Here is a 19,245-nt window from a genome sequence, read left to right as displayed (position 1 = left end):
GGTCACGTGGGACAGGGTCAGGTTGAACTCGCGCGGCATAGCCCGGCCGACGGCGGGCTGGGCCAGGGCTGCGGGCGCGGCCGGGAACGCCAGGGCGGCGACCCCGAGGCCCAGCGCCTGCCGCCTGCTCAGCTTGTTGCTTGTCATCGTTCCATTCCTTGGCCGCGACGCACGCGGCGTGTCCCAGCGGTCAGCGCGAGAAGGTGACGCTGCCCACCATGCCGGACTCGTAGTGACCCGGGATGTTGCAGGCGAACTCCAGCGTGGTGGCCTTGGTGAACTTGAAGACCATCTCCTCGGTCTTGCCGGGATCGACCAGGACCGCGTTCGGATCGTCGTGGCGCATCGGTGCCGACCCATGGTTCATGCTACCGTGGCTCATGCCACCGTGACCCATGGCGCCGTGGTTCATGCCGGGCATCTTGGAGTGGTCCATGCCCGCCATGGCGTCCTTGCTGGTGGCAGACATCATGCCGCTCTCGAACATGGCCTGCATCTCGCGCTGGTGCTGCTGGTGCATGGCGGCGGTGCCGATGTTGAACTCGTGCAGCAGCTCGCCCGCGTTGCGCACGCGGAAGCGGACGGTTTCGCCAGCGCGGACCTGGATGCGCTGCGGCTGGTAGCTGTTGTCCCGCATGACGATGTCGATCGTCCGCTTGACATCCTGGGCTCGGCCACGGGTGCCGAACGCCTCGTAGGCCGCGTCTGCGGCGGCAGGCTGGGCCGCGGCGAGGAGGGCCAGGGCGGCGGCCGCGACGGAGGTGACAAGACGCATTTCTGGGCTTCCCCGATCTGTGCAGGCGCGGGAAAGGCAAGGCCCACGCTCGATGTGACGGGGTCAGGATGGTGGCCAAGTGCGAGCCGAAGATTGCCCGAGTATGACAAGATATTTCAGGCTGCGATGCAGGGAGGGGCCGCGTTCGGGGGGCTGCCCACGCCCGCCGCCGCCAGGTCGCTGAAAACCTGGAGGCAACTGAACGAGTCTGACTGATACAGGCCGTTGCCCTGGACGGTCACGGCGGCCGGTATGCCAGCCATCGAACAACTCGTGTTGAATAGGGTACCCCCCTACGGTATTTCGGGGCCGTGACCCACACCATCCACGAGAAACAGAAGCTGCTCAGCCGGGTGCGGCGCATCAAGGGCCAGGTCGAAGCGATCGAGCGCGCCCTGGACAGCGAGGCGGGCTGCGAGCGGGTGATGCAGCTCATCGCCGCTGTGCGCGGCGCCACGGCCGGGCTGATGGCCGAGGTAGTGGAGGACCACGTCCTGCATCACTTGGTCGATCGGGAGAAGCACCCCGGCGCCCTTGACGAAGATGCCGCCGAGCAGCTGCTCGACCTCGTCCGCACCTACCTGAAGTGAGGGCCGCCTCATGAGCTCCTTCTCCGAACTGCTCCAGCAGGGCGCTTCCCACGCCTGGCTGTTCATCCCTTCCGCCATCCTGCTTGGCGCCTTGCACGGGCTGGAGCCAGGGCACTCCAAGACCATGATGGCCGCCTTCATCGTCGCCATCCGGGGCAGCGTGCCGCAGGCGATCTTGCTCGGCCTCTCGGCCGCGCTGTCCCACACGCTCGTTGTCTGGGTCGTCGCCCTGATCGGCCTGCACTACGCCGACCGCTTCGACGTCGAGACCTCCGAGCCGTATTTCCAGCTCGCCTCGGCGGTGATCGTGGTCGGCGTCGCCGCCTGGATGATGTGGCGCACCTGGCGTGACCAGCATCCAAGCCACGACCACCATCATCATCACCACAACCACGGCGACGAGGTCCGGCGCATTGACACCGGCCACGGCGTCATGGCGCTGGAGGTCTTCGAGGACGGCGTCCCGCCGCGCTGGCGCGTCCGCTTCGAAGGCGGCCACGGCTGGAAGGCCACCGAGGTGACGGTGGAGACACTACGCCCGGACGGCGCCCGGCAGGCCTTCGCCTTTGCCGACCGCGGAGGCTACCTCGAATCCCTTGAGGAAATCCCGGAGCCGCACGCCTTCGACGCGCGCGTGCGCCTCGCCCATGGCGGGCACGCCCACGAGTATGACGTCGCGTTCCACGAGCACGACCACGGGCATGACCACAGCCACGAAGGGCTGGATGTGTCGTCGTCTGGCTTCCAGGATGCGCACGAGCGGGCGCACGCCAATGACATCCGACGCCGTTTCGCCAACCGGCAGGTGACCACCTGGCAGGTCGTGCTGTTCGGCCTGACCGGCGGCCTCATTCCCTGCCCGGCGGCCATCACTGTCCTGCTGCTCTGCCTGCAGCTGCAGCAGTTCAGCCTGGGCGCCACCCTGGTGCTCTGCTTCTCGGTGGGCCTCGCCGTGGTGATGGTCTCGGTCGGCGTGGCGGCGGCCATCGGCATGCGCCACGCGGAACGCCGCTGGTCCGGCCTGTTCGACCGTGTCGCCCGGCGGGCGCCTTACGTCTCGGCGGCGCTCATCCTGCTGGTCGGCCTTTACATCGGCTGGAGCGGATGGTCGTCGCTGCCGCCCGGCACCCTCTAGGGAAGAGCGGACTTCGGTCCGCTCCCCATCGCTGCGGCTCAAGAGCGGCCGAGGTCCCGCCGCTACGGGCTTGAGCGGCAGCCTCCGGCAATGGGCGGAAGAGGCAATCTCCCCCCGCCCCTCAGCGTCCTTCGCCGGGCGCGGGACCCTGGCCAGGTTTACCGGCTGTCCCGCCATTCAACTCTGCTTCCTCGGGTGGACGGACGGAGCGGAAGCTGCGCAACAGCGCGAGGTCGTAGACGATCTTGAGTAGGCCCGCGCAGACGAGGGGCCACCCGAACGGGCTTGTGGCCAGCATCCACCCAGCCAGCGCAGGGGATAGCGAGGCCGCGAGGCTGCGCGGTACGGCGGTGACGCTTGCCGCGGCGGGCCGCTCCGCCGGTTCGACGACCGCCATGACGTAGGAGGACCGGGTCGGCACGTCCATCTGGGACAGCAGGCTACGCAGCACGAGCAGCACAACGGCGACCGGGAGCGTCGGCGCGAAGGCCGCCAGAACCAGGAAAGCGCTGGAAGGCAGATGCGTGAACACCATGGTGTTGATCAGCCCGAAACGCGCCGCCAGCCGGGCGGCGACGAAGTAGGACAGCGCGGCGCAGATGCCGGTCACGAAGAAGATCGCGCCCGTCGTCGCCACGGACAGGCCGAAGCGTTCGAACAGCCACAGGGCGAGCAGTGAGTTCACGATGAAGCCGCCGCCGAAAGCGTCTACCGAGAACAGCGCGGCAAGACCGTAGACCCGCCTGCGCGAAGGCCCCAGCGCCGCCTGCGGCGGTGCGTCGGTGGAGCGCACCTCCGGCAGGCCAGTGTAGATCAGCAGGGTGGCCAGGCCGATCGCGCCGTAGAGCAGGAACAGGGCGCCGCCCACGTCGACGCCGGGTAGCAGCCGCTTGAGCCAGTCGAGGGCGCCGATGGCCAAGGCTCCCACTGCCGCCCCGATGGACCCGACGAAGCTGTAGCGCGCGAAGACATCCGTGCGCTCCCGATCCTCCACGGACTGGGCGATGGCGGTGTGCTCCATGGGCAGGAAGACGCTGACGTCGCCGCCCGAGGGGTTGATGGTCCCGACGAAGGCCACGACCAGCAGCGGCCAGAAGTCGCGGAGGACGCCGAACCCCAGGCCGGTCGCCGCCATCAGCAGGGCGGCGGCGAGCAGCCCCTGGCGCAGGCGCAGGCGATGCCCGACGGCGCCGAAGGCCAGCGTCAGCAGCGCCGACCCGAGGAGAGTGCTGGTGGCGACCAACCCTACCTCTGTCGGGCTGTAGCCCAGCCGAACGAGGTGGACCGGCAGCAGGATGGCGACGTAGCCGTCGCCGAAGGCCTGCAGGCCGCGCGCGGCCATAACGCGGCCGATCAGCCAATCGCGGGTTGCGTCCCCTGCCTTCGATGACGAGCCTGCCGCTCCTGGCATTGTAACGCCTCTCGTGGCCAGGCTCGGCGCCAGGGGACGGTCAGCGCAGCGGCTGGACTTCGAACGCGTCGAAGTGGGTCACGCTGTCGGCCTTGGTCCACAGCCCGACCCGCCCCGCCTCGGCGAAGGTCTTGTCCGCGGCGGTGAAGAGTTCACGCCCGTCGAGCGAGACCGCCAGCCGGTCGCCCTCGACCCGCAGGCCCAGCGTCTGCCAGCGGTCGCGCGGCACCCGGATGTCCCCGCCCGCGAACTGCATGCGGCGCCCGCCCACGACACGGTAGAGGCGGACGTTGTTCTCCAGCGCGTTCGCCCGGGCGACGTAGTAGTTCCGCGCGTCGCGGAGGCGGACCACCAGCCCGGCCGCCTGGTCGACGCTGCCCGAGGCCGGTCGGAAGCGCATCGAGACGGCAACGTCGCGCGCGGTCACGCCCTCCAGGATGGCGAGCGGAAACCGGTTGTCGGTGCGATCCCTGCTGACCTCGGCCAGCACCTTCGACCCTGCCGGGGAGGATGCGTCCTCCAGGATGGTCCAGCGGGCCGGTGGACCGTTGCCGGTGAGCGCGAAGGAGAAACCCCGCGGCGGCGCGCCGACCTCCGCATCCTCGAAGTCGAGGCGCCGCGGCTCGCTCCCGGCGGCAGCCGGGCGGGCCGCCAGCGCCAGGCCCGCCCCGGCCAGGAGCACGGACCGCCTGCTGACCAGTGGGGATGAGGAACGCATGGCCTTCTCCCTTCTTAGCCGGGGCCACGAACCCCGGTGCGTCAGCCGATGGCGAGCTTTGCCACCAGCCCGACGGCCGCGGTGATGCCGAGGGTCTTGAGCAGGCCCAGTTTGAAGCCAAACAGGCAGGCGGCGGCGAGCGCAGCAAGGCCCAGCGCGAGCGGATCCAGACTGCCCAGCAGCGGCAGGTCCAGTGCCGCAGGCCCGAATTCCACCTGCCGCACGTCGCCGAACAGCACCCGCAGGCCGAACCACACCGCCAGATTCGCGATCACCCCCACCACGGCCGCGGTGACGGCCGCCATGGCGCCGGTGAGCTTGCGGTTGGCGTGCAGCCGCTCGACGAACGGCGCACCGAGGAAGATGAAGGCGAAGCAGGGCGCGAAGGTGATCCAGACCGTCAGCACCGAGGCCATGATGCCCAAGGCCAGCCCACCCTGGCCGAACCCGGCCAGGAAGCCGACGAACTGGAGCACCAGGATCAAAGGTCCTGGCGTGGTCTCCGCCAGACCGAGGCCCACCAGCATCTGGTCCGAGGTGAGCCAGGCGTAGTGCTCCACCGCCTGCTGGGCGACATAGGCCAGCACGGCGTAGGCGCCGCCCACGGTGACCACGGCCATCTTCGAGAAGAACCAGGCGACGTCGGCAAACACCCCGGCGCCTGCCGCCATGAGGATGGCCACCGGCAGCAGCCACAGCGCCACGGCCACCCAGCCCGCGCGCCAGGCACTGGCCGCCAGCCGGGATGGACGGCCAGGATCCGCCGCCAGCACCGCATCCAGCAGCGCCGGTGGGCCGTCCTTGGCCGAGCCGTGGCCGCCGCCCTTGAAGGCTGCGGGAACGCAGTAGCCCACCAGCGCGGCCGCCAGCACAACGGCGGGGAACGGCACGCTGAAGGCGTAGAGCGCCACGAACGCGGCTGCCGCCAGGGTCCAGGCGGCGTTGGTCTTCAACGCTCGCCGCGCCACCCGCAGCAGCGCCTCGACCACCAGCACCAGCACGGCGCACTTGAGGCCGAAGAACAGGGCGGCAACGGCGGGCACCTCGCCCAGGGTGGCGTAGAGGATGGAGAGGCCGAGCATGACGGCCATGCCCGGCAGTACAAAGAGCGCGCCTGCCGCCATGCCGCCGCGCACGCCGTGCAGCAGCCAGCCGAGATAGATCGCGAGCTGCTGCGCCTCTGGCCCGGGCAGCAGGGTGCAGAAGTTCAGCGCGTGCAGGAAGCGGGCGTCGGACACCCAGCGGCGCTCATCGACGACCTCCCGGTGCAGCAGGGCAATCTGGCCCGCCGGGCCGCCGAAGGAGAGCAGGCCGATCTTCAGCCAAACCCGGAATGCCTCCCCGAAGGACGGCAGCGCAGCCTCCGCGCTCGGCACGCGCTGAGGCGTGGGGGACGCCCGCTCTATGATGGCGTCGCTCATGGTGCAGCCCTCCCAGCGATGCCCGCGGGCCAGTTGTGCGTCTCGGCCACGGCATCGCGGCTCCAGCGGTAGAAGGCGTCGTACAGGTTCATGCCCGCCGCTAGCTGGGCCAGGTCGTCCCGGTGCACCCGCGACAGACCCAGGGAGGCGGCGAGCAGCCCTGCAGATTGCGGCGCGAGGTCGGGCCGGTCGGTGTCGGCGCCGCGGACAATCGCCGCCAGCCGCACCAACGGCTCCGTGGTCAGGCCGAACTCCTCGACCATGGTGTCGAAGGTGCAGTTCTCGCCACGATGGCTCCAGAACACCCCGTCGACGTCGAACGGTGCGGCACCGAAGCGCTCGGCCACGGCACCGACCTCGGAAGGCGCGACGAACAGGAAGGCGGCAGACGGATCCACGAAGCGCCGGATCAGCCAGGGGCAGGCGATCCGGTCGACCTTGGGCCGGGCCCGGGTCACCCAGACGGTGCGCCCCTGCGGGTCGCGCGGCGGCAAGCGGTCCGGGCGGACCAGCAATTGGCTTTCGGCGGCCCACGCCTCGAAGCCACCCTCGAGCACCTCGGCCCGGGCACCGCCATGCCGCAGCCAGGCGGCAACACCGTGGCTGAGCTTGAGGCCACGCTGGCAGACGACCACCGCCTGGCGCCCGACGTATTCGGGCGCCCAGGCGGTGACATCGCGATGGCCACGGCGGATCGAGCCCGGGAGCAGGCGCGGATCCGCCACGTAGTCCTCCTCGGTCCTGACGTCGAGCAGGACCGGGGCATCGGGCAGACCTACGAGCCGGGCAAGTTGAGTTGTGGTGATGGTGTCGGGTGCAGGCATGGGCGTCCCCCTCCATCCTCATGGAGTGTTGGACGCGATGCTTCGGCCGAAGCCTCAAGGGGCGATCGCGAAAGTCCCCTTGGTGAACAGGATGCTGAGGGTACCCGCACCTGTCAACAAAGACGGGGGGCTGCACCACTGAAGCGGGCGCCCTCAGGTCCAGAGGGCGGCCGCCACCAGGGCCAGGTAGCGACCCACCTTGGCCAGCGTGACCAGTGCCAGGAACACAGGGAACGGTTCGCGCATCACCCCCGCCACCACCGTCAGCGGGTCACCGACAACCGGCAGCCAACTGAGCAGCAGCGACCACCGTCCCCAGCGCTGGTACCACCGCTGCGCCGAAGCCAGAGCGGCGGGCCTGACCGGGAACCACCGGCGGTCGCGGAAGCGCTCGACCGAGCGGCCCAGCAGCCAGTTGATCACCGACCCCAGCACGTTGCCGAGGCTGGCCACCAGCAGGAGCAGACCCGGCTCGTAGTTCCCGGTCAGCAGCAGGCCCACCAGCACGGCCTCGGACTGCATGGGCAGGATCGTCGCGGCGGCCAGGGCCGCCACGAACAACCCGCCATAGGCGGCGACGGCCTCCACCGTCAGCGAACCCGCTGCGTCGCCTCGTCAGTCACCCTCATGGGCGGGAGATGCTGCTGTAGTAGCCCGTGGTGCGCAGGGTGACGGTGACCTCCCGGCCCGAGCGGTTGCGCCAGAACCAGCCGTGGCTGCCGTCCAAGGCTGCCCGCAGTGACCCCTCATCACCGTTCACGCCGCGGCCGGTCTTGTAACCGTGGTAGAAACCGCGGACGGCGTTGGGCGGCTCGCCATGGGTGTCGAAGTTGACCGGGCCACCCTCCGTTCTCCAGGCGTAGTTGACTTGGTCGCCCTCCTTCATCTGCATCTTCACCTCGAGACCCTGGTTCGGACGCAGCGTGATGGTGACCTCGTCGCTCCTCTGGCCCGGCGGCATCTGCTGTGCCGCGGCGGCCGGTGCCGTCGCGGGTGCGGCGGAAGCCGATGCCTGTGCCGAACTCTGCGGCGCTGGGGCCGTGGACGGCGCGGGCTGCCCCGCTGGCGCGGCATTGGCCTCTGGTGCGGGCCGGGCACGGCCGGGAGGGGTAGCCAGTGCCACCAGCGGCTGCAGGCGAACCAGCTGCTCCTCGATGGCGACCAGACGCTGGTCGATCATCGCCAGGCTCACTCCGGCAGGTGCGGGTGCCGGTGCGGCCGCGTCGGCGGCGGCCTCCTCGGCCAGCTGCGTCTTGATCTCGCCCATCTCCGTCAGGCCCAGCAGTCGCCCGACCCGCGTGGGGTCCACGCCGTAGTCAGCCGGGAGCACGACGAAGACCAGCAGGATGGCCGCGACCCCCGCGGCGAAGAACGTCGAGACGCGAAGCTGCTCCGAGGAAGGCAGGTCGTCCTGGGAGGGCATCTGGTTGTTGTACATGGTGGTTTTCCTTCCTCAGACGACGAAGTAGCCGGTGACCTGGTAGCCGAAGAGCATGAAGCCCAGGGTCATCATGACGACGTTGGCGAAATAGGCGTGCCGCTGGAAGCTGCTGGTCCGGCGCCAGTAGGTCATGGCGATGAGGATGGCGCCGAGGGCCAGGAGCTGCCCAATCTCCACTCCGACGTTGAAGGCCAGCAGGTTCGGCAGCAGCCCGTCGGGGGAGATGTTGTACTCGATGATCTTCGTCGACAGCCCGAAGCCGTGGCAGAAGCCGAAGAGCAGCGTGGCCGCCTTGGTATTCGGCTGAAAGCCGAGCCACCGGCGGAAGGTGCCCATGTTGTCGAGCGCCTTGTAGACGACGGACAAGCCGATGATAGCGTCGATGATGTAGCTGTTGATGCCGACGTTGAAGGAAACGCCCAGCAGCATCGTCACAGAATGGCCGAGCGCGAAGAGGCTGACGTAGATGCCGATGTGCTTCAGCCGGTACAGGAAGAAGATGACGCCGAGCAGGAACAGGATGTGGTCGTATCCGGTCACCATGTGCTTGGCGCCGAGGTAGACGAACGGGATGATGTTGACCCCGGTGATTTCCTGGATGTAGCCGCGGTCGCCTTCGGAGACGGCGTGGGCGGCGGCCTCGCCGCCCGCCAGCAGCGCGGCGGCCAGGATGAGGGCACCAAGCAGGTGCCGCGGGAGCCAGGCTCCCAAGGTGGATAGGTTCACGGGTTCAGGCCCAAAGCATGAGAGGTCCAGCCGCACGAAGGCGGCGATGAGGCTGCTCAGCTTGCGCGGCGCGGCGGCCTGTCGTGCGGGGACACCCCGGCCACCGTGAGGCCGTCGCTGGGCGGCGGCGCCCATGGCTGCCGCCATTCCGCGGATGCGGGAACTGCGTCCGACGCCGGGATGGTCGCCTCGTGGACGTGGTCCGCGCCGACCGGCGCCAGGGCCGAGGGCTGATGGTCGCCGGGCGTTCCGTACAGGTCGGCGGCATGGACGTGGCCGTGGTCGGCCATGGCCAGCCCGCCGAAGCTCATGCCGTCGGCCAGGCGCGCGCCGTCCCAGAGCGGGCTCGCCATCCCGATGACGATGACGAAGGCCATCGCCAGCCTCCAGACAGCCCTGCACGTGGCGACGGCGGTCACCCGCAATATCCCCCAATACCAAGCGGCCCCCCGACCGCAGGGGAGTGCCCGTAGCACGTTGACCTCATCCTCTCCAGGGGGATAGGAATTTGGCATGCCAAAAGCAGAGCCCCACGTCCACGCCACGCATCCCGAGATCGTCAAGCGGCTGAAGCGTGCGGAGGGGCACCTGCGCAGCATCATCGGCATGATTGAGGAGGGCCGTCCCTGCCTCGACATCGCCCAGCAGATGCAGGCCGTCGAGAAGGCAATTACCCAGGCCAAGAAGACCCTGATCCAGGACCACCTGGACCACTGCCTGGAGCACACGGTGGGCGCGCTGCCGAAGGAGCAGCGGGCACCGATCGACGAGTTCAAGGCCATCGCCAAGTACCTCTGAGAGGCGCCGATCATGCTCGCCCCGCTCGCTCATCCCATCTACCGCCGCCTCTTCCTGGCCCAGGTGCTGTCGCTGATCGGCACCGGACTGGCCACGGTGGCCCTCGGCCTGCTGGCCTTCCAACTGGCCGGGAACCAGGCGGGCGCGGTGCTCGGCACCGCCCTGGCCATCAAGATGCTGGCCTACGTTGGCGTGGCGCCGGTGGCCTCCGCCTTTACCCACCTGCTGCCCCGGCGCACCCTGCTGGTGTCGCTGGACGTGGTGCGGGCCGTGATCGCCCTGCTGCTGCCCTTCGTGACCCAGGTCTGGCAGGTCTACCTGCTGATCTTCGTGCTCCAGGCCTGCTCGGCCGCCTTCACGCCGACCTTCCAGGCCACCATCCCCGACGTGCTGCCGGACGAGGGGGAATACACGCGGGCGCTGTCGCTCTCGCGGCTGGCCTATGACCTCGAGAGCCTGCTGAGCCCCATGCTGGCGGCGGCGCTGCTGACCGTCATCAGCTTCAACTGGCTGTTCGGCGGCACGGCGCTGGGCTTCCTGGCGTCCGCGGCGCTGGTGGTGACGCTGGCGCTGCCTTCGCCGAAGCCACCCGAGCACCAGGGCGGCGTCTACGAGCGCACGACTCGGGGCACCCGCCTCTACCTGGCGACGCCACGCCTGCGGGGGCTTCTGGCCTTCAACTTGGCCGTGGCGGCTGCGGGCGCCATGGTCATCGTCAACACCGTGGTGCTGGTGAAGGGGAACTTCGGGCTCGGTGACCGCGAGGTGGCCTGGACCCTGGCTGCCTACGGCCTCGGGTCGATGCTGAGCGCGCTGCTGTTGCCGAAGATGCTGGAGCACCTGCCGGATCGCACGGCGATGCTGGGCGGCGCGGCGCTGCTCTGCCTCGGCATGGTCATCGCGCCGATGATGCCTGGATGGAGCGCGCTGCTGCCGGTCTGGTTCATGCTCGGCCTCGGCAACGGCATGGTGCTGACGCCCTCGGGCCGCCTGCTGCGCCGGTCCGCCCATCCCGGCGACAGGCCCGCCGTGTTCGCGGCGCAGTTCGCGCTGTCGCACGCCTGCTGGCTGCTGACCTACCCGCTGGCCGGGTGGCTGGGCGCCGCGTTCAGCACGGACGTGACGTTCGAAGCCATGGCGTTGATCGTCGCCCTCGGGATCCTGACCGCCGCCATGGTCTGGCCCCGCCAGGACGAGGCGGACATCGAGCACGTGCACGAGGACCTGCCCGCCGACCATCCCCACGTGGCGCACGCGGCAGGCCACCGGCACCGGCACGCCTACGTCATCGACGACCTCCACCACACGTGGCCCAGGCCCTGAGCTTGCTTTCGCGGGAGCCGGTGCGCGGCGTCGCCCCTGCCGGTCCTGGCCGCTGCCTGGGGTTCCGGGGGCGCCCAACGAGGTTGGCAGGCAACCGGGCAAACAGGTTCGCCTTTAAGCCCGGGTGACCCACCCCGGAGGAGGCGAGATGCCCGTCCCGGTTCCCTACTGCGGTCCTGCAGCCGTGCCGGACGACCTCTGGCACCGATGGAACACGGACCCCTTCCTCCTGTCCGGCCTGGGCTTGCTGCTGCTCTGGGCCGTGTTCCGGCCTTCAGCGAGGCAGCTGACCGCTGCCTTCGGCGCCTGGTGCATACTGGTGCTAGGGTTCGTGTCGCCGCTTTGTGCCCTGAGCTCGGCGCTCTTCACGGCGCGGGTGGTTCACCACGTCCTGCTGATTGGCCTCGCTGCGCCGCTGCTGGTGCTGGGCGGGCTGCGCTGGCCCCGCGGCCTCCTGGCGGCCGTTCCGGTGCATGCCGTGGCGGTCTGGGCGTGGCACGCCCCCACGATCTATGCCGCAGCCCTGGCGCATGACGGCCTGTACTGGCTGATGCAGTCCAGCCTGCTGCTGACCGCCATCTGGTTCTGGGCGGGCGCCCTCCGGAACCACGCCGCCTCGCTGGGCGGCGTCGCCGCGCTGGTGGGCACCATGGCGCAGATGACGATGCTGGGCGCGCTCATCACCTTCGCGCCGCGGCCGCTCTACGTCCCGCACCTCGCGACGACCCAAGCATGGGGCCTCTCCCCCCTGGAGGACCAGCAACTCGCAGGCGTTGTGATGCTGGTGCCCGCCGGGCTGCTCTACCTCATCCCCATCCTGTGGATGCTGGGCAGTTGGATCCACCGCAGCGGTGCTGGGGCGGCTCTCCACCCCGGGTCAGGTGGCGCCCGAACCTGATCGGCTTCGCCTCCGACGCGTTCGACAGGATCGACCTGTTTCCAGGTCCGCTTCGTGGAAGCCGACTGCGGCTAACGCATGGGCGGTACGGGCGCACAGCCGCCGTGATCGAGGCTCGCCGTAAGCTGACCTCCGCTCCTGAGCGGGCGAGGCAAAGCAGAGGACATCGTTGTGAAGACGAGGAAAGGCTCGCGGAGCCGAGGGCCACTACGGTCGCTGCTCGACGTGGTCGCACGCCACTTCGCCGAGTAGGCCGATCTTGGGCGTCGGTTGTGCATGCCCTTCCCGGATCTCAGAGACGCGGGCGTAGTTCACCGTGCGGCCCGGGCGGGTGAAGTAGGCAAGGATGGCTTGGTCGTTCAGCACACCTTCGGCCAGCATCGCCTTCACCAGGCCGACCTCCACGACAGTGAGCCTGTTCTCGCGGCTGCGCTTCACCACGCTGCATCCCCGTCGACCTTGGACGGCGCCATGCTCGCCCGCTCCCGGCGTGGCGGCAAGAACGCGGCAGCAGTGCCTGCATGCGCCGGTCGCTGGCGTGAATGAGCAGCGGCGGTGGCGGAGTATCCGGGCGCGAGCTTCCCGAAGTGGAGACGCTAGGCGCGATCGGTGGCCCGGACAGGAGCGCTCCGTCGCCGACGAGATGGCCGGAGCCGCAAGGACCGCCCAGCACTGTAATCGCAGCACTCAACGCTTCCTGTTTCTATTCAAGATTCGGAGCAGATTTCGTCCTTTGAATCAGTCGCTTGCAAGGCTCTTCCCCTACGGATCGCGCGGAACTTCACTACGGATCGCGCCCGGAACGGCTCGCTTGCGACGAGGCCATAGGACGCCAACGGCGGGACGCCCCGCCGAACACCCGAGCCTGCACGTTTTCCGTGGAGCTCCACGCCGCGAGGGGGACCAAGACCTTGCTAGCCGTGGAGTTCCACGGTATTCGCGTTGCTCCCAGGCACCGTCAAGGTCGGGCGAGAAACAAGGATTGGGCGCCGCATGGGCACGCCACCGACAGGAGAACGCGACAAGGAATTGCTGCGGCTGCTGCGGTCGGAGTTCGGGCGCGACCTCGAGGGCTGGCTGCGGGCGCATGGTGCCAAGCTGTACTCGGACGCTGTCAGGAGCGTCCTGCACGCGTACTCGCGCGGCTCCGTTGCGGGCGTCAGCGAGCCGGGGCCGATGGGCGAAGCCGCCAAGCAGAGATTGGCTCGGTCGCGCCAGCGCCACGAGGACCATTGGCTGCTGCGCCACGTGCTGGATCCGGCGTCCCCCGAATGCCTGCTTCCAGCGGACCGGGCGAAGGCGTTGCGCGCCCGGCTGCTGGCCAAGCTCCGCGACCGTGCACGAATTGCCCGCGGACCTGTCCTGACGGTCCGCGTTTCCGAGGAGACGGCGCTCGGGCTGGACGAGATCGGCCGCAGGCTGTTCGGGTGCACGAGCCGGTCCGAGACGGTGAAGGCGATGGCCCGCGTCGCGACCACGCACCTGCGGTCATCAGAAGGAAAACTGTTGATTGCCACTGAGAGCTGACCCGGGGTTGCCACGGAGATCTGACCCGGGTTGTGGATGCGGGGTTTTCAGATCTCGTCAGGTCGGCTGTGGTTTCCTTTCAGGCTGGGCCTGGGTGGCGGAGCTGTTCCTGAAGCGGAAGCTGTCGTTGCCGGTCTCCAGGATGTGGCAGTGGTGGGTGAGCCGGTCGAGGAGTGCGGTGGTCATTTTGGCATCTCCGAAGATCGCCGCCCACTCACTGAAACTGAGGTTGGTGGTGATGATGACGCTGGTCTGCTCGTAGAGCTTGCTGAGCAGATGAAACAGCAGGGCACCGCCTGAGGCGCTGAACGGCAGGTAGCCCAGCTCGTCGAGGATCAGCAGGTCGGCATGGAGCAGGCGGGCCGCGATCTGTCCGGCCCTTCCGGCGGCTTTCTCCTGCTCCAGCATGTTGACCAGCTCCACCGTGGAGAAGAACCGCACCCGCTTGCGGTGGTGCTCGACCGCCTGGACGCCGAGCGCGGTGGCCACGTGGGTCTTGCCGGTGCCCGGTCCGCCGACCAGCACGATATTGTCGGCGCTGTCCATGAAGGCACCGGCGTGGAGCTGGCGCACCAGGGCCTCGTCGAGGTGGCTGCTGGCGAAGTCGAAGCCTGTCAGGTCCTTGTAGGTAGGGAACCGGGCAGCCTTGAGCTGGTAGGCGATGGAGCGGACCTCGCGCTCGGCGATCTCGGCCTTGAGCAGCTGCGACAGGATGGGGATCGCGCTCTGGAAGGCAGGCGCGCCCTGCTCGGTCAGTTCGGCCGCGGCCTGGGCCATGCCGTGCATCTTGAGGCTGCGCAGCATGATGGCGATGGCGGCGGCCGCCGGGTCATGACGCATGGCGGCCTCCCTGCCTCGGGCGCAGGCTGTCGTAGCGGGCCACATTGGCCTTGGGCTCCTGTTCCAGCACCAGGGCCTGGGGCGCCTCGATCGGCGGCGCCTGGGACGCGGTGCCATCGGTCAGCCGGTGCAGCAGGTTCAGGATATGGGTCTTGCTGGCGACCCCGGCCTGCAGCGCCATCTCCACGGCGACCAGAACGGCCTGCTCGTCGTGCTGCAGCACCAGGGAGAGGATCTCGACCATCTCCCGGTCGCCGCCGGACCTGCCGTGCAGCTGACGCTGGAGCTGCCGGAACGCCTCCGGCAGTTCGGCGAAGGGGGCGCCGTTCCGCAAAGCACCGGGTTTGCGCTGGACCACCGCCAGGTAGTGGCGCCAGTCGTAGACGGTTCGGCCTTGCCCGTGGTGCGACCGCTCGATGATCCGCTGGTGCTCGCAGACGACGGCCCCCTCGGCCACCACCAGGATGCGGTCGGGGTAGATCCGCAGGCTGACCGGCCGGTTGGCGAAGGAGGCGGGCACGCTGTAGCGGTTGCGATCAAAGTGCACGAGGCAGGTGGGCGAAACCCGCTTGGTCTCATCGACGAAGCCGTCGAACACCCGCCGGACCGGCATCAGGCAGTCCACCTCCTGCCGCCAAGCTGCAGCGACGCTGCCGGGCTCCACCCCGTGCGGCATCTCCTGCCAGAGGGTAAGGCATCGCTGCTCCAGCCAGGCATTCAGCGCCGCCAGGCTGGCGACCTGCGGCATCGGCTGCCACAGCCGGTGCCGGGTGTCCTGAACGTTTTTCTCGACCTGACCTTTCTCCCAGCCCGAAGCTGGATTGCAGAACTCGGGCTCGAACAGATAGTGGCTGGCCATCGCCAGGAAGCGGGCGTTGATCTGCCGTTCCCGGCTCTGGCCGATCCGGTCCACGGCGGTGCGCATGTTGTCGTAGATGCCGCGCTGCGGCACGCCGCCCAGCACGCGGAAGCCGTGGTTGTGGGCGTCGAACAGCATCTCGTGCGTCTGCAGCAGGTAGGCTCGTACCAGGAAGGCCCGGCTGTGGCAGAGCTTGAGGTGGGCGACCTGCAGCTTGGTGCGCTCGCCGCCGATGACGGCATGCTCCTCGCTCCAGTCGAACTGAAACGCCTCGCCTGGGCCAAAGGCCAGCGGCACGAAGACACCGCGGCCGGAAGTCTGCTGCTGGCGAAGCCAGTCGTCGCGCCAGGCCCGCACGAAGGCGGCGACCCGCCGGTACGAGCCGTCGTAGCCGAGCCCGGCCAGCTCGGTGTGGAACTGCCGCGCGGTGCGTTTCTGTTTACGTGGCCTCCGGCCATCCGTCCGCAGCCAGGCGGCCAGCCGCTCGGCAAAAGGATCCAGCTTGCTGGGCCGATCGGGGGTCCTGAACACAGGCTCCACCGCCTCGGACCGCAGGTACTTGCGGATGGTGTTCCGCGACAGGCCGGTCCGGCGGGCGATCGCGCGGATCGACAGGTGCTCCCGGAAATGCCAGCGCCGGATCACGCTCAACAACGCCATGTCCAACACTCCCGCTGCCCCCGCCCAAAAGGCTGAGGCTAGCGTCCGAACATGGGTCAACTCTCAGTGGCAATTTCACCCCAAACCGGGTCAGCTCTCAGTGGCAATCAACAGCCTGCCGCCATGTCGCAGGAACCAGCTCTCCGTACCGCTACCCGTCCTTCCCCGGACTTCACGGACCGCGCCTACTGGGCCGGAACCATCAAGATGGCGCTCAGCCGCTTCTTCGTCCTCCAGGTGCTGCACGATGGCCCGGCCCACGGCTACGACATCGCCCGTGCCGTCGAGCGGACCACCAACGGCTGCTGCTCGCCCTCCGAGGGCGCCCTCTACCCGACGCTCCGCGAGTTCGAGCAGGGCGGCTACGTGACATCCGCCTCCGAGGTCGTCTCCGGCCGCGAGCGCAGGGTCTACACGCTGACCGACAAGGGCCGCGACGCCTTCAAGGTCGGCCTGGAAGCCTGGATGGACGCCACGGCGACCCTGACCGAGACCGACCGCGCGGCCGCCGCCCGCGACCGGGCCAAGGGCGCCTGCCGATGCTGACCGTTGGCTTGCCCACATGCATCGCCCACCGAGGCATAATGAAGGGGACTGACAGATGACCTCCTGCTGCCCTGCCAAACCCGGCCCTCAGAACAGGGCCTCTGAAGGGCCCGCCGCCCTCGGATCGCTCCCCGTCGCCGTCATCGGCGGCGGCCCGATTGGCCTCGCCGCTGCGGCGCACCTGCTGGAGCGCGGCCTCGAGCCGGTAATCCTGGAAGCCGGTCCCTCGGTCGGCACGGCGCCGCTCGCCTGGGGCCACGTCCCCATGTTCTCCCCCTGGCGCTACAAGATCGACCGGGCGGCCCAAGCCCTGCTGGAGCGGCACGGCTGGACGGCGCCTGACGCCGACGGCTTCCCGACCGGACGCGAGCTCGCCGACGACTACCTGGCGCCGCTCGCCGCGCTGCCGGAGATCGCGGGCCGCCTGCGCCTGAGTGCCCGGGTGACCGGCGTCGCCCGCCAACGCACGGGCAAGGTCCGCGACGCCGGGCGCGGGGAGCAGCCCTTCGAGGTCAGGTTCCAGGCCGACGGACGCGAGCGTCGCCTCCTCGCCCGCGCCGTCATCGTGGCCACCGGCACCTGGGGCAATCCGAGCCCGGCCGGTGCCTCCGGCCTGCCCGCCATCGGCGAGAGCGAAGCCGCCGACCGCATCCGCCATGGCATGCCCCACGTCCTCGGCGCCGACCGCACGCGCTACGCGGGCAAGCGCGTCCTCGTCGTCGGCTCGGGCCACTCGGCCATCGGCACCCTCATCGACCTCGCCAGCCTGGCCGCGCAGGCGCCGGGCACGACTGTCCTATGGGCTGCCCGCACAGCGGACCAAGTGCGGGCCTATGGCGGCGGCGTGGCCGACCAGCTGCCGGAGCGCGGTGCCCTGGGCCAACGGCTGCGGCGCCTCGTCGCGTCCGGTGCCGTCGAGTTGCTCGCGCCCTTCGCGGTGGATGAGGTTCGCCGGGGCGCCAGTGGTTCCCTGGAGGTCAAGGGCCTCGAAGGCAGGACGGTGGCGGCGGACGAGATGGTGGTCGCCACCGGGCTACGGCCCGACCTCGGAATCCTTGCCGAGGTCCGCCTGGACCTGGACCCGGCGCTGGAGTGCCCGCGCGTGCTGGCGCCGCTGATCGATCCCAACCTGCACTCCTGCGGCACCGTCCGGCCGCACGGCGCCTTCGAGCTCCAGCAGCCGGACAGCGGGCTTTTCCTTGCCGGGATGGCCAGCTACGGCCGGGCGCCGACCTTCCTACTGGCCACCGGCCACGAGCAGGTCCGCTCCATCGCCGCCTTCCTCGCGGGCGACCTCGAGGCCGCCCGCCGGGTCGAGCTCGACCTGCCGGAGACTGGCGTCTGCAGCTCAAGCCGCGTGCTGCCCGGCACCGCCGACGCCGACGCGGTGTCCTCTTGCTGCGCTCCCGCGGCGCCACAGGACTCCTGCTGTTCCCCACGGCCGCAAACCATCGAGGAAACGCCTTGCTGCGGGACCGAGACCAAGCGGGCGACCGCACCGGCCGAGCCCGCCAAATGAGCCAGGCCACGACACCGGGACGCGCCCTTGCCGGTGCTGCGGCGGACCGCAACCGGCTGACGGTCGTCTCGGCCATCGGCGTCGGCCAAATCCTTGCCTGGGGTTCCTCCTACTACCTGCTGGCCGTCCTGGCCGGACCGATTGCCGCGGACACGGGATGGCCGCTCACCTGGATCATGGGCGCCCTGTCCATCGGCATGCTGGTGTCCGGCCTGGCGTCGCCGCGCATCGGCCACCTGATTGACCGGCACGGCGGCCGCCCCGTGCTCGCCGCCAGCGCCGTCCTGCTCTCTGCGGGCCTGCTGCTGCTCGGGCTGGCGCCCAGCCTGCCGGTGTTCGTAGTCGCCTGGGTGGTGCTCGGGTTGGCCATGGGGGCCGGGCTCTACGACCCGGCCTTCTCGACGCTGGGGCGGCTCTACGGCGAGCAGGCGCGCTCGGCGATCACCCACGTCACCCTGTTCGGTGGCTTCGCCAGCACGGTCTGCTGGCCGCTCAGCGCCTTCCTGGTCGGCCACCTGGGCTGGCGCGGCGCCTGCCTGACCTACGCCGCCATCCACATCGCCGTGGTGCTGCCGCTCTACCTGTTCGGCGTGCCGCGCGAAGCCGCCAAGCCCGCTGCGGCACCCACGGCCGCCAAGGCTGCCGTGGCGCCAGGCCATGTGCAGGCGGGCCAGCGCTACGCCTTCGTCGTGCTGGCAGCGGGGTTCACCCTGGCGGCGGTCATCATGACCGTCATCTCCGTCCACCTGCTGACACTGCTGCAGTCGCAAGGGCTGGCGCTGGCGGCGGCCGTCGCCTTGGGCACGCTGATCGGCCCGGCGCAGGTCGGCGCCCGCGTGCTGGAGATGCTGTTCGGCAAGAAGGCGCATCCCATCTGGAGCCTGGTCGCGTCCGCGGTGCTGGTGGCGGTCGGCCTGGGCATGCTGGTGGGCGCCCCGGGTGTCATGGCGGTGGGCATCGTCATGTACGGCATGGGCAGCGGCATCCGCTCCATCGCCCGCGACACGGTGCCCTTGGCCCTGTTCGGCAAGGAGGGCTACGCCGTGCTGATGGGCCGCATCGCCATGCCGACCCTCATCGCGCAGGCAGCCTCGCCCTTTCTCGGCGCCTGGCTGCTGGACAGCTTCGGCACGCAGGCGACGCTGGCTATCCTGTGCGGGGCAGCGATGCTGAACATCCTGATGGTGCTGGCACTCGTGCCCAATGCGCTCCGGCGTTCCTGACAGTCATCCTC

The 19,245-nt window shown here is 69.6% G+C and carries 21 protein-coding genes; 9 read left to right on the top strand and 12 right to left on the bottom strand.

Annotated features, from left to right (window positions below):
- Nucleotides 1-190: 190 nt before the first annotated feature.
- The gene (locus WFI16_RS26245) at nt 191-775 is read right to left on the bottom strand and encodes a cupredoxin domain-containing protein (protein WP_419900811.1); all 585 of its coding nucleotides are present in this window, start codon (nt 773-775) and stop codon (nt 191-193) included.
- A 311-nt stretch (nt 776-1,086) separates the two neighbouring features.
- Between WFI16_RS26245 and WFI16_RS26240 the strand changes: the two genes are divergently transcribed.
- Together WFI16_RS26240 and WFI16_RS26235 are read left to right on the top strand one after the other, a co-directional pair.
- On the top strand, nt 1,087-1,365 hold the full coding sequence (locus tag WFI16_RS26240; protein WP_419900810.1) for a metal/formaldehyde-sensitive transcriptional repressor: 279 nt from the start codon (nt 1,087-1,089) through the stop codon (nt 1,363-1,365).
- A 10-nt stretch (nt 1,366-1,375) separates the two neighbouring features.
- Nucleotides 1,376-2,500, top strand: a complete 1,125-nt coding sequence (locus tag WFI16_RS26235) for a nickel/cobalt efflux transporter (protein ID WP_419900809.1) — start codon at nt 1,376-1,378, stop codon at nt 2,498-2,500.
- 121 nt (nt 2,501-2,621) lie between these two features.
- On the opposite strand, the gene WFI16_RS26230 is transcribed toward WFI16_RS26235, so the two are convergent.
- The 8 genes from WFI16_RS26230 to WFI16_RS26195 all read right to left on the bottom strand — a co-directional run bounded on the left by WFI16_RS26230 (nt 2,622) and on the right by WFI16_RS26195 (nt 9,418).
- Nucleotides 2,622-3,842: an MFS transporter gene (locus WFI16_RS26230; RefSeq protein WP_419900808.1), complete on the bottom strand. Its 1,221-nt coding sequence runs from the start codon at nt 3,840-3,842 to the stop codon at nt 2,622-2,624.
- Nucleotides 3,843-3,951: 109 nt separating this feature from the next.
- A complete protein-coding gene (locus WFI16_RS26225; RefSeq protein WP_419900807.1) occupies nt 3,952-4,593 on the bottom strand; it encodes a hypothetical protein in 642 nt (213 codons plus the stop codon).
- A gap of 77 nt (nt 4,594-4,670) precedes the next feature.
- Complete coding sequence (gene chrA / locus WFI16_RS26220) at nt 4,671-6,050, bottom strand: chromate efflux transporter (RefSeq protein ID WP_419900806.1); 1,380 nt, start codon at nt 6,048-6,050, stop codon at nt 4,671-4,673.
- A complete protein-coding gene (locus WFI16_RS26215; RefSeq protein ID WP_419900805.1) occupies nt 6,047-6,874 on the bottom strand; it encodes a sulfurtransferase/chromate resistance protein in 828 nt (275 codons plus the stop codon). Before WFI16_RS26215 ends, chrA begins: the two co-directional genes overlap by 4 nt.
- A gap of 153 nt (nt 6,875-7,027) precedes the next feature.
- Nucleotides 7,028-7,462 (bottom strand): YqaA family protein, encoded by a 435-nt coding sequence (locus tag WFI16_RS26210; RefSeq protein ID WP_419900804.1) that lies wholly within the window; start codon nt 7,460-7,462, stop codon nt 7,028-7,030.
- A gap of 37 nt (nt 7,463-7,499) precedes the next feature.
- Entirely contained in the window at nt 7,500-8,312 is an 813-nt protein-coding gene (locus WFI16_RS26205) for a hypothetical protein (RefSeq protein WP_419900803.1), read from the bottom strand.
- Between the two features lie 15 nt (nt 8,313-8,327).
- Entirely contained in the window at nt 8,328-9,176 is an 849-nt protein-coding gene (locus WFI16_RS26200) for a HupE/UreJ family protein (RefSeq protein ID WP_419900802.1), read from the bottom strand.
- Nucleotides 9,098-9,418, bottom strand: a complete 321-nt coding sequence (locus WFI16_RS26195) for a hypothetical protein (RefSeq protein ID WP_419900801.1) — start codon at nt 9,416-9,418, stop codon at nt 9,098-9,100. The genes WFI16_RS26200 and WFI16_RS26195 overlap by 79 nt, the downstream gene beginning before the upstream one ends.
- A gap of 136 nt (nt 9,419-9,554) precedes the next feature.
- Between WFI16_RS26195 and WFI16_RS26190 the strand changes: the two genes are divergently transcribed.
- The 3 genes from WFI16_RS26190 (at nt 9,555) to WFI16_RS26180 (ending at nt 12,060) form a co-directional block, all read left to right on the top strand.
- On the top strand, nt 9,555-9,839 hold the full coding sequence (locus tag WFI16_RS26190; RefSeq protein ID WP_419900800.1) for a metal-sensing transcriptional repressor: 285 nt from the start codon (nt 9,555-9,557) through the stop codon (nt 9,837-9,839).
- A gap of 12 nt (nt 9,840-9,851) precedes the next feature.
- Entirely contained in the window at nt 9,852-11,162 is a 1,311-nt protein-coding gene (locus WFI16_RS26185) for an MFS transporter (RefSeq protein WP_419900799.1), read from the top strand.
- 148 nt (nt 11,163-11,310) lie between these two features.
- Nucleotides 11,311-12,060 (top strand): cytochrome c oxidase assembly protein, encoded by a 750-nt coding sequence (locus WFI16_RS26180; RefSeq protein ID WP_419900798.1) that lies wholly within the window; start codon nt 11,311-11,313, stop codon nt 12,058-12,060.
- A 207-nt stretch (nt 12,061-12,267) separates the two neighbouring features.
- On the opposite strand, the gene WFI16_RS26175 is transcribed toward WFI16_RS26180, so the two are convergent.
- Complete coding sequence (locus WFI16_RS26175) at nt 12,268-12,498, bottom strand: hypothetical protein (protein ID WP_419900797.1); 231 nt, start codon at nt 12,496-12,498, stop codon at nt 12,268-12,270.
- A gap of 555 nt (nt 12,499-13,053) precedes the next feature.
- Between WFI16_RS26175 and WFI16_RS26170 the strand changes: the two genes are divergently transcribed.
- A complete protein-coding gene (locus WFI16_RS26170; RefSeq protein WP_419900796.1) occupies nt 13,054-13,587 on the top strand; it encodes a hypothetical protein in 534 nt (177 codons plus the stop codon).
- Nucleotides 13,588-13,644: 57 nt separating this feature from the next.
- Here the strand turns inward: WFI16_RS26170 and istB are convergent, their stop codons facing one another.
- Both istB and istA read right to left on the bottom strand, forming a co-directional pair.
- Nucleotides 13,645-14,427 carry an IS21-like element helper ATPase IstB gene (gene istB / locus WFI16_RS26165; RefSeq protein WP_419900795.1) on the bottom strand — a complete coding sequence of 261 codons (783 nt, stop codon included), beginning with the start codon at nt 14,425-14,427 and terminating at the stop codon, nt 13,645-13,647.
- Nucleotides 14,417-15,946, bottom strand: a complete 1,530-nt coding sequence (gene istA / locus WFI16_RS26160) for an IS21 family transposase (protein WP_419900794.1) — start codon at nt 15,944-15,946, stop codon at nt 14,417-14,419. Before istA ends, istB begins: the two co-directional genes overlap by 11 nt.
- A 207-nt stretch (nt 15,947-16,153) precedes the next feature.
- Here istA and WFI16_RS26155 point away from each other — a divergent pair, with 207 nt between their 5' ends.
- The 3 genes from WFI16_RS26155 to WFI16_RS26145 are packed head-to-tail and all read left to right on the top strand — an operon-like array spanning nt 16,154 to nt 19,234.
- Complete coding sequence (locus WFI16_RS26155) at nt 16,154-16,492, top strand: PadR family transcriptional regulator (protein WP_419900793.1); 339 nt, start codon at nt 16,154-16,156, stop codon at nt 16,490-16,492.
- A 55-nt stretch (nt 16,493-16,547) separates the two neighbouring features.
- Nucleotides 16,548-18,011, top strand: coding sequence for an FAD-dependent oxidoreductase (locus WFI16_RS26150; RefSeq protein WP_419900792.1), 1,464 nt, complete (start codon nt 16,548-16,550; stop codon nt 18,009-18,011).
- Nucleotides 18,008-19,234 (top strand): MFS transporter, encoded by a 1,227-nt coding sequence (locus tag WFI16_RS26145; RefSeq protein ID WP_419900791.1) that lies wholly within the window; start codon nt 18,008-18,010, stop codon nt 19,232-19,234. Before WFI16_RS26150 ends, WFI16_RS26145 begins: the two co-directional genes overlap by 4 nt.
- The last annotated feature ends 11 nt before the right edge of the window (nt 19,235-19,245 follow it).

The organism is Roseomonas sp. USHLN139 (genome assembly GCF_037145735.1).
In the GTDB taxonomy this organism is placed as follows: domain Bacteria; phylum Pseudomonadota; class Alphaproteobacteria; order Acetobacterales; family Acetobacteraceae; genus Pseudoroseomonas.
The sequence above is the reverse complement of the archived record's forward strand: the minus strand, read 5'-3'. Positions and strand labels throughout refer to the sequence as shown.